Annotated in this window: 9 protein-coding genes and 1 tRNA gene; 2 read left to right on the top strand and 8 right to left on the bottom strand. The window is 64.0% G+C overall.

Annotation, left to right across the window (positions count from 1 at the left end; translation table 11 throughout):
• Positions 1-335, bottom strand: a 335-nt coding sequence (locus tag AC0QC4_RS15380) for a hypothetical protein (protein ID WP_483660838.1), incomplete at its 3' end; no start/stop codon positions are given.
• A gap of 152 nt (positions 336-487) precedes the next feature.
• On the opposite strand from AC0QC4_RS15380, the gene AC0QC4_RS15375 reads away from it, so the two are divergent.
• Positions 488-1792 (top strand): DUF6946 family protein, encoded by a 1305-nt coding sequence (locus AC0QC4_RS15375; protein WP_483660836.1) that lies wholly within the window; start codon positions 488-490, stop codon positions 1790-1792.
• A gap of 438 nt (positions 1793-2230) precedes the next feature.
• Here the strand turns inward: AC0QC4_RS15375 and AC0QC4_RS15370 are convergent, their stop codons facing one another.
• From AC0QC4_RS15370 to AC0QC4_RS15355, 4 genes are all read right to left on the bottom strand, one after another.
• Positions 2231-2923: a VIT1/CCC1 transporter family protein gene (locus AC0QC4_RS15370; RefSeq protein ID WP_483660834.1), complete on the bottom strand. Its 693-nt coding sequence runs from the start codon at positions 2921-2923 to the stop codon at positions 2231-2233.
• 157 nt (positions 2924-3080) lie between these two features.
• The gene (locus AC0QC4_RS15365; RefSeq protein WP_483660831.1) at positions 3081-4232 is read right to left on the bottom strand and encodes an acyl-CoA dehydrogenase family protein; all 1152 of its coding nucleotides are present in this window, start codon (positions 4230-4232) and stop codon (positions 3081-3083) included.
• A 125-nt stretch (positions 4233-4357) separates the two neighbouring features.
• Positions 4358-4434: transfer RNA gene (locus AC0QC4_RS15360), tRNA-Met, on the bottom strand.
• An 88-nt stretch (positions 4435-4522) separates the two neighbouring features.
• On the bottom strand, positions 4523-5071 hold the full coding sequence (locus tag AC0QC4_RS15355; RefSeq protein WP_483660829.1) for a 2'-5' RNA ligase family protein: 549 nt from the start codon (positions 5069-5071) through the stop codon (positions 4523-4525).
• Between the two features lie 117 nt (positions 5072-5188).
• Here AC0QC4_RS15355 and AC0QC4_RS15350 point away from each other — a divergent pair, with 117 nt between their 5' ends.
• Positions 5189-5611 carry a hypothetical protein gene (locus AC0QC4_RS15350; protein ID WP_483660827.1) on the top strand — a complete coding sequence of 141 codons (423 nt, stop codon included), beginning with the start codon at positions 5189-5191 and terminating at the stop codon, positions 5609-5611.
• Between the two features lie 26 nt (positions 5612-5637).
• Here AC0QC4_RS15350 and mltG read toward each other — a convergent pair whose 3' ends face one another.
• From mltG to AC0QC4_RS15335, 3 genes are all read right to left on the bottom strand, one after another.
• Positions 5638-6570: an endolytic transglycosylase MltG gene (mltG, locus tag AC0QC4_RS15345; protein ID WP_483660825.1), complete on the bottom strand. Its 933-nt coding sequence runs from the start codon at positions 6568-6570 to the stop codon at positions 5638-5640.
• 118 nt (positions 6571-6688) lie between these two features.
• Positions 6689-7957, bottom strand: a complete 1269-nt coding sequence (gene fabF / locus AC0QC4_RS15340) for a beta-ketoacyl-ACP synthase II (protein ID WP_483660823.1) — start codon at positions 7955-7957, stop codon at positions 6689-6691.
• Between the two features lie 156 nt (positions 7958-8113).
• Positions 8114-8350, bottom strand: a complete 237-nt coding sequence (locus AC0QC4_RS15335) for an acyl carrier protein (RefSeq protein ID WP_483660821.1) — start codon at positions 8348-8350, stop codon at positions 8114-8116.
• Positions 8351-8392: the final 42 nt, after the last annotated feature.

The raw sequence follows: 8392 nt of genomic DNA, 5'->3' as shown, positions 1-8392 counted from the left end.
CCCGCTCTGCGGGACATACCATCACCCGGGTCAATTCTCGATGGAAATACCGGGTCACTTCTCAGTGGAAATCTACACGCAGCCTCCTCGATGCGCGCTGCCTGCTCCTGCTTGGCCGCGGCCCGAAACTCTCCCAGGTTTGTCTTACCGTCGGCCAAGGTGACGAGTGCATGCAGGCCGGTCGTGGCGAGAAACTGCCGCTGTAGCGCGGTCATCTGCTCGCCTGCATCAATCTTCAAGAGAATCCCGTTCAACCGGGCGCCCAGTTGAGTGGCGCCGGGGAGGTCCTCAAGAAAATAGCGTTCCGCCAAGTCGGCGTGCAGAGATCGTGTCATGGCCCTATTTTACGTTCGTGGTCCTGCACGCAGAGGATATCTTCAATTCCGATATCGTGCGACATTCTATGTGGCACGCTGGCCTTTTGGATCTCTTAACATCTCAAGGCGAGCTCGTCGTATGACCGCGGTGCTTATTATCTGATGTTGACATGATGCTGGAAGAAAAGAAGCTCGGCGCCATGAAAAGTGCATCGACCATCCGCCGCCTGCATGTCCCGGTATTGCGACCCGAAGACGTGATCCATCACCTCGGATCTCCAACGCATTGGCAGCCTGGTCGTTCTGCCAAATCGGTGGCTGATCTCTGGTTTTCTGCGAACGGGCTTCCGCCTTCAGTGCAATCGGCTCTCGATCATGACCCCGCGTTCAAGGGAGCTACATTGGTCGATGCGTTTTTAGAGCGCCCGGTCGACCTTGGTGATGGTCAGCGACCGAGCCAGACCGACCTCATGGCAATCCTTCGGCTTGATGGGCGTCTTGGCGTTCTGGCCGTCGAGGCGAAAGTGGACGAGACTTTCGGCCCAACAGTCCAGGAGTGGCTTTCAGAGGCAAAAGGGGATGCGACCGCGCGCCCGGCACGCCTGGAGAGGCTATGCCGGATTCTCGATCTCGATCCGGCGGCAGTCGGGACAATCCGTTACCAACTCATCCACCGCACGGCCTCCGCAGTCATCGAAGCCCAACGCTATTGCGCGCGCGATGCAGCGATGATCGTTCAGAGCTTTTGCCCCAAACGCTCCTGGTTTGACGATTACCGGGCCTTTGCGGATGCCATGGGTTTTCCAGAGGCGGCAGTCGGCACAATCAGTCCGACAAAAGTCTGCGATGGTGTCGCACTGAGGATCGGATGGGTAGCGGAGTCATCCGGTGGCCGGGTTAAGCGGCTCGGGACGGCACGCAACGTTCCTTCGCTCACAGAACTGGGGCGGGTACAGCTGTCGAAATCCTTCTTCATGCGCGACATGCTCTATTCGGAAGTCGCCATGATTCACGGGCTGAACAACGCGCCCGATGACCCAGAGCTGGCCATTAAAGCCGGCAAGCGGCTCTGCGAGGATTTGCTCGAGCCGCTACAGGATCACTGGGGGCGGATCGCCATCCGCTCCGCCTACCGCTCGTGCGAAGTGAACGGGTTCTGCAACGACATGCAGCGCAAGAAGAAAGCCGGCTACACCTGCGCCTCGAATGAGAGCAATTACGCAGGGCACATCTGGGATCGCCTCGACGCTGACGGCTACATGGGGGCGATGGCTTGCGTTGTCGTACCCAGTTTCTGGGCGAAACATCGGGAGCCCGGCGATTGGCGGCTCCTTGCGCGCTGGGTGCATGAGAACCTGCCTTACTCGACGCTCTACTTCTTCCCGACCTACTGGGCGTTCAACATCGGCTGGCATGAGCGGCCCGAGCGCACGATTAAGAGCTATGCGGAGCCGGCGGGCATCTTCACGCCTTAAGATGGAAAAACGAACTGGTGACGTGCAAGCCTGCGATCACATCAACAGACCGCGTAAACCTCGCGCTGATGAGGATCGTGCGAGATTGCGAGAGGCAAGTTGGAACGTTGCAGGAACGAGTTTTTGCGGGCCTTTCGGTCCCTGAAGCGTCCAATTTTCTGCTTTTGTTCACGGTATGGAAATGGCGGAAATCCGCCATTCTTGTAAGTTTCGAGTCCCTGAATTGGACTCGAACCTCTAGACCACATTGAAATGCGGGCTTTTCTGCGGGCCTTCGCAAAAACCACATCGCCTATGTTGCTGTTATAACACAGAAAACATTATTCGATGCGAGTCCTCTTCTGGCACCATTTTTTCCAGCGGCGGCTGGAAGTACCCGCCCGGCAGTGAGCCGGCCCCTCTCGACGATAATCTGCTGTCGGCGGCGCCTGGCCTTGGTCAGACGGCTGTGCCCACCAGGCTTCCGATTCCGGCGGTGAGGGCCATGGCCAGAGCGCCCCAGAAGACGACGCGTGCCACTGGTCGCACGGGGTTGGCGCCGCCAGCCACGGCGCCAACGGCGCCGAGGATGGCGAGGAACAGGATGGAGCCGGCGGCCTGGCCGGTGACCAGCCAGGCGGTTGGCAGAATGGCGGCGAGCAACAGTGGCAGGGCGGCGCCGACGGTGAACGCCGCGGCCGACGACAGGGCGGCCAGCACCGGCTTGGCGCTGGTAGCGCCGCTGATGTGCAACTCGTCCCGCGCGTGGGTACCGATCGCGTCGAACGCGGTCATCTGCCGGGCCACGGTCAGCGCGGTGGCGGCATCGACGCCGCGCGATTCGTAGATGGCGGCGAGTTCGGCGAGTTCGGTTTCGGGCTGGGTCGACAGCTCCTCGCGCTCGCGCGCGATGTCGGCGCGCTCAGTGTCGGCTTGCGAACTGACCGACACATATTCGCCCGCAGCCATCGACATCGCTCCGGCGACGAGCCCGGCAACGCCGGCGACCAAAAGGGCGGAGCGATTTCCGCCCGCGGCAGCGACACCCAGCAGCAGGCTGGCCGTGGACACGATGCCATCATTTGCGCCCAGCACCGCCGCGCGCAGCCAGCCGATACGGGCGACGAGGTGTCTTTCGCGGTGCGGCATCATGGTCCGATCCCCCCTCATCCTGCGGCGTCTCGCCGGAGTGGCCCAAAAGCGCGCCCGTCCGGCCTGTGCGTCAGAGCGCCCGCTTTGGCCCCGCGCCTGTGTATCAGCGGCAGCGACCCATGCACAATGACGATGACCCGTCCGCACGGACAGCGGTCTAGAAGGACTTGGGCAATCCGAGCGCGTGGGTGGCGACATGGCTGAGGATGAGGTTGGTGCTGATCGGCGCCACCTGATACAGCCGCGTTTCGCGGAATTTGCGTTCGATGTCATATTCCTCGGCAAAGCCGAAGCCGCCGTAGGTCTGGATGCACATGTCTGCCGCCGCCCAGCTTGCTTCGGAGGCCAGCATCTTGGCCATATTGGCTTCGGTGCCGCACGCCTCTCCGCCGTCGAACAGCGCAGCGGCCTTGTCGACCATCAGCGCGGCCGCGGAGAGCTGAACGTGGGCGCGGGCGATGGGGAACTGCACGCCCTGGTTGACCCCGATCGGCCGCCCGAAGACGCTGCGCTGCCCGGCATAGGCGCTGGCACGATCGACGAAGAAGCGGCCGTCGCCGATACATTCGCTGGCGATGAGGATGCGCTCCGCATTCATGCCGTCGAGAATGTAGCGGAACCCCTGCCCTTCCTGCCCGATAAGATGCGATGCCGGCACGCGCAGATCGTCGAAGAACAGCTCTGTGGTGGCATGGTTGAGCATGGTGCGGATCGGGCGGATGGTCAGGCCGTTGCCGACCGCATGGCGCATGTCGACCAGCAGCACGCTCATCCCCTCGGATGGCCGGGCGCAGTCCTCGCGCGGGGTAGTGCGCACCAGCAGGACCATGAGATCGCTGTATTCCGCACGGCTGATCCAGATTTTCTGGCCGCTGACAAGAAAGTCATCGCCATCGCGACGGGCGAAGGTGGCGATGCGGGTGGTGTCCGTGCCGCTGGTCGGCTCGGTCACGCCGAACGCCTGCAGGCGGATGGCGCCGGAAGCAATCTGCGGCAGCCACTCGGCCTTCTGCGCCGCGCTGCCATGCTTGAGCAGGGTGCCCATCACATACATTTGCGCATGGCAGGCGCCGCCGTTGCATCCCGCGCGGTGGATTTCCTCGAGGATCGCGGTCGCCGCGCCCAAACCCAGCCCGGAACCGCCATAGGCCTCCGGTATCAGCACGGAGAGGAAACCGGCGTCGGTCAGTGCCTGGACGAATTCGCCGGGATAGGCGCGATCGCGATCCTTGGCCTGCCAGTAGCTGCCAGGAAATTCCGCACATAGCCGACGGACCGATGCGCGGATTTCCTCATGATCGTCGGCCAAGAGCCCCTCCCTTTCGCTGCAGCGCCGCTGGCGTGGCGCACGTCTGCCGTGCCGCGCCTGGTGCACGCCCGCAAGAGCGGATGTGCCGGCGTGGGGCCGGAACCTACTGCAAAACATCGGAGAGATGGTAGCGGAGGAGGGACTTGAACCCCCGACCTATGGATTATGATTCCACCGCTCTAACCAGCTGAGCTACTCCGCCCTACCAAGGCGCTGCACCGCGGAGCGGCGTCAGGCGGGGGGCTATAAGTAGCGTGCGCGGTGCGGTCAAGCGGCTGTGTTGGCGGATGTCATCGGCGGGCTCCACGGAACTTGACCTGTCCAGCGCGTTGCCATGGCCCGCCCAGATAATGCCAGGCTGCAAGCCCCGCAATCGCCAGCGGGCGCGGCCGGAATGTGGCAGAGAGGGCCGCGTGCAGCGCCTTTGCGGCTGCCGGTTCGACCTTGTTCTGGATGGTGATGTGGAGGCGCGGCGTGCCCTGGTCCTGCGGGATCAGGTCGGCTTCGAAATGCCAGGCGATATGCTCGCGCATGGCGAGGAGTTCGGGCGAATCGACGCGCAAGGCAACGCCGCGACCGAGCAGCAGCACATCGGCCAGCCGCGCCGGCGGGGGCGCGGCGGCGGCAATATCCCGCAGCAGGTGCATCAGCTCGGGAAGGCGGGCCGGCGGGAGGTGATGGAACAGGCTGATGTGGGCAGGCACATGGTTGCGTTCGGGTGGGAAGTGGGTGCGGCGCAGGTCGTTGGCCCAGGCAAAGTCGGCCTGCCCCATCAGCGCGGTGACAATGACGGGCGTGTTGGGAACGGGGGCGTTAGAGGGCGGCGCTGCAGTGCTCATGCCAGACGACTGGGCAAGGCGGCGGCGAGCGTCAAGCGCAGCGCTGCGCCTGTTGCCTATCCCGGCGCAGAGGCGCATGCTTTGGAAGGTTGAAAAGCCGTGGGGGGAGACAGGATGATGACCAAGGCACCGACCTGGTTCATGATTGCCGCAGCGCTTGGCTTGCTGTGGATGGCGTTTGGCTGTTTTGCCTATGTCAGCGAAATGCGGATGGACGCGGCGACTCTGGCGACGCTGCCGGACCTGAACCAGCAGCTGATCACCGGGCGCCCGACGTGGGCGACGGCGCTATTCGCAATTGCCGTATGGGGCGGGCTGATCGGCACACTAATGCTACTGATGCGCAAGGCGCTGGCCGTACCCATCTTGTTGGTCGCGATGCTGGCAACGCTTGGTACCTATGCCTGGCCGCTGGCACTGAGCGGGCTGGTCAGCCAATTCGGCGGCGCCGACTGGGGGCTGACGATTGCCATATTGGGCATCCAGATCGCGCTATGGGCGCTGGCACGCAACGCCAAAGCCAAGGGTTGGCTGAGCTGACAACCCCAAAGGCACCGAACGGGCAGTCAGATTCCGCGTTCGGCGCGGATCTGCCGCCAGCGGCGGACGTTGGCGTTATGCTCGTCCAGCGTGCGGGCGAAGACATGGCCGCCGCTGCCGTCCGCCACGAAATAGAGATAGTCGGTGTTGGCGGGATCGAGCGCGGCGCGGATCGATTCGCGGCCCGGGTTGGCGATCGGTCCGACCGGCAGGCCAGCGCGGCTGTAGGTGTTGTAATCGTTGACCGCATCGATTTCCGACCGGCGGATGCGGCGGCCGAGCGGCTTGCCCCGGGTGATGGGGTAGATGATGGTCGGATCGGCCTGCAGCCGCATGCCGACGCGCAGCCGGTTGGTGTAGACCCCGGCCACCGTGCGGCGTTCCGACGGCTTGGCGGTTTCCTTTTCGATGATCGAAGCAAGCGCCATCGTCTGCATGCGGTTGGTGGGGAAAGCGCGGGCGCTGCGATCCTCCCAGGCCTCGGCAAAGGCGCGGTCCATCGCCGCCTGCATCCGTGCCAGCACGGCGGCGCGCGGCTCCCCGCGCTGGATGGCGTAGGTATCGGGCAGCACGCTGCCCTCCGCCGGCACGTCGATGCTGCCGGTCAGGTGCGGGTTGGCCATCAGCCGTTCGTAGACCAGGATCGAGGGCATGCCTTCGGGGATGGTGACGAAGCGCTGGCGGGTGCGGCCCGACTGCAGCAGCGCCAGCACGTCGGCGTTGCTGTCCCCCGCCTCGACTTCATATTCGCCGGGCTTGATCGGATCGTCCGAGCCGAACAGGCGGGCGTGGCGCAGGAAGCCTTCGGCGCTTTCGACGGCGCCGGCCTCCTCCATGATCTGCGCCGCGCGGGCGACGCTCGCCCCTTCCGGGATGACGAAGCTGGCATCGCGCGGCGCGCCGCCCGAACAGGCAGCGAGGAGGAGAGCGAGCAGAAGGGTGAGAAGCGCGCGCACCATTGGTTGTCCCAAACCCGCTCACCCTGGCCTTCGAAGGGCTGCTCTTCCTTCTGCGCCGCTGCGAAGAAAAGGGCAGCCCTTCGACAAGCTCAGGACAAGCGGCTTTCCTTTGTCTGTGTCAGTCCTCGATCGCCTTGACGATGACGCTGGCGTTGGTGCCGCCGAAGCCGAAGCTGTTGTTGAGCGCGGCGCGCACGGTGCGCTTGCGCGCGGTGTGCGGCACCAGATCGACACCCTCGGTCCCTTCGTCGGGATTGTCGAGGTTGAGTGTCGGCGGGACGATCTGGTCGCGGATGGCGAGGATGCAGAAGATCGTCTCGACCGCGCCGGCGCCGCCCAGCAGATGGCCGATGGCCGACTTGGTCGACGACATCGAGACGGTGGCGATGGCATTGCCGAACAGGCGCTTGACCGCGGCGAGCTCGATGGTGTCGGCCATGGTCGAGGTGCCATGGGCGTTGATGTAATCGATGTCGGATGGGGTCATCCCCGCCTTCTTCAGCGCCATCTCCATCGACCGGTAGGCGCCATCGCCATCAGGATGCGGAGCGGTGACGTGATAGGCGTCGCCCGACAGGCCATAGCCGACCACTTCGGCATAGATTTTCGCGCCGCGCGCCTTGGCATGCTCATATTCCTCGAGCACCACCACGCCTGCGCCTTCGCCCATGACGAACCCGTCGCGGTCCTTGTCATAGGGGCGGCTGGCCTGTTCGGGACGGTCATTGTAGCTCATGTTGAGCGCGCGCGCCTGCGCGAAGCCGGCGATGCCGAGGGGATTGACGGTCGATTCGGCGCCACCGGCGAGCATGATGTCGGCATCGTCGTCGCGGATCATGCGCGCGGCGTCGCCGATCGAATGCGCGCCGGTGGAGCAGGCGGTGACCACCGAATGATTGGGGCCCTTGAGGCCATATTTGATCTGCACCTGCCCGGTGATGAGATTGATCAGGCGGCCATGCACGAAGTGCGGCGAGACACGGCCGGGGCCGCGCTCATGCAGGTTGACCGATTCCTCTTCGATGCCCGGCAGGCCGCCGATGCCCGAGCCGATCGAGCAGCCGGTGCGCAGCTTGTCGGCCTCGCTCATCTCGGTGAGGCCGGCATCCTCCAGCGCCTGGCCGGCGGCGTCGATGCCATAGATGATGAAGGGATCGACCTGGCGCTGCACCTTGTGATCGACGCGCTTGTTGGGATCGAAGCCATAGGGGTGATCGGCCGGCTTGACCTCACAGGCGATCAGGCATTTCTGCCCGCCGGCTTCCGCATCGAAACGGGTAATCCGCCCCGCGCCCGATTTGCCGGCGAGCAGGTTCGACCAGGCCGTCTCCACATCCGCCCCAAGCGGTGTAACCAGCCCCAGACCTGTGACGACGACACGCCGCATCGGCAAATTCCTTCCCTTGCTCTTTCCCTGTCGCCCCATACGTGCCGGGCGCTGGCGTATAAATAGCAAGGGCTTCCCGGTTTACCAGCGTGCGACCGCTGCAACCGGGAAGCCCCACTGTCTCAGTGGCAGCGCGATGGCGCTGCCAGCGTGAAATCAGGCGCTATGCTCGTCGATGAAGCTGATGGCATCCTTGACCGTGCCGATCTTTTCGGCAGCATCGTCAGGAATTTCAACGCCGAATTCTTCTTCGAAGGCCATCACCAGCTCGACGATATCGAGGCTGTCGGCACCCAGATCGTCGATGAAGCTCGCATCTTCGGTGACCTTGTCGGCTTCGACGCCGAGATGCTCGACGACGATTTTCTTCACGCGGTCTGCGGTGTCGCTCATGGAGATTCTTCCTTTGGCATTATGAACGGCGGTTAAGGCGCT

The sequence above is a fragment of the Sphingomonas sp. jy18 genome, from assembly GCF_056931895.1.
The sequence above is the reverse complement of the archived record's forward strand: the minus strand, read 5'-3'. Positions and strand labels throughout refer to the sequence as shown.

Bases quoted from the DNA above. Each gene is read 5' to 3' on its own strand.
- AC0QC4_RS15375 (WP_483660836.1), top strand. From the start codon at position 488: ATGATGCTGGAAGAAAAGAAGCTCGGCGCCATGAAAAGTGCATCGACC.
- AC0QC4_RS15370 (WP_483660834.1), bottom strand. From the start codon at position 2,923: ATGATGCCGCACCGCGAAAGACACCTCGTCGCCCGTATCGGCTGGCTG.
- AC0QC4_RS15355 (WP_483660829.1), bottom strand. From the start codon at position 5,071: ATGAGCACTGCAGCGCCGCCCTCTAACGCCCCCGTTCCCAACACGCCC.
- AC0QC4_RS15350 (WP_483660827.1), top strand. From the start codon at position 5,189: ATGACCAAGGCACCGACCTGGTTCATGATTGCCGCAGCGCTTGGCTTG.
- mltG (WP_483660825.1), bottom strand. From the start codon at position 6,570: ATGGTGCGCGCGCTTCTCACCCTTCTGCTCGCTCTCCTCCTCGCTGCC.
- fabF (WP_483660823.1), bottom strand. From the start codon at position 7,957: ATGCGGCGTGTCGTCGTCACAGGTCTGGGGCTGGTTACACCGCTTGGG.
- AC0QC4_RS15335 (WP_483660821.1), bottom strand. From the start codon at position 8,350: ATGAGCGACACCGCAGACCGCGTGAAGAAAATCGTCGTCGAGCATCTC.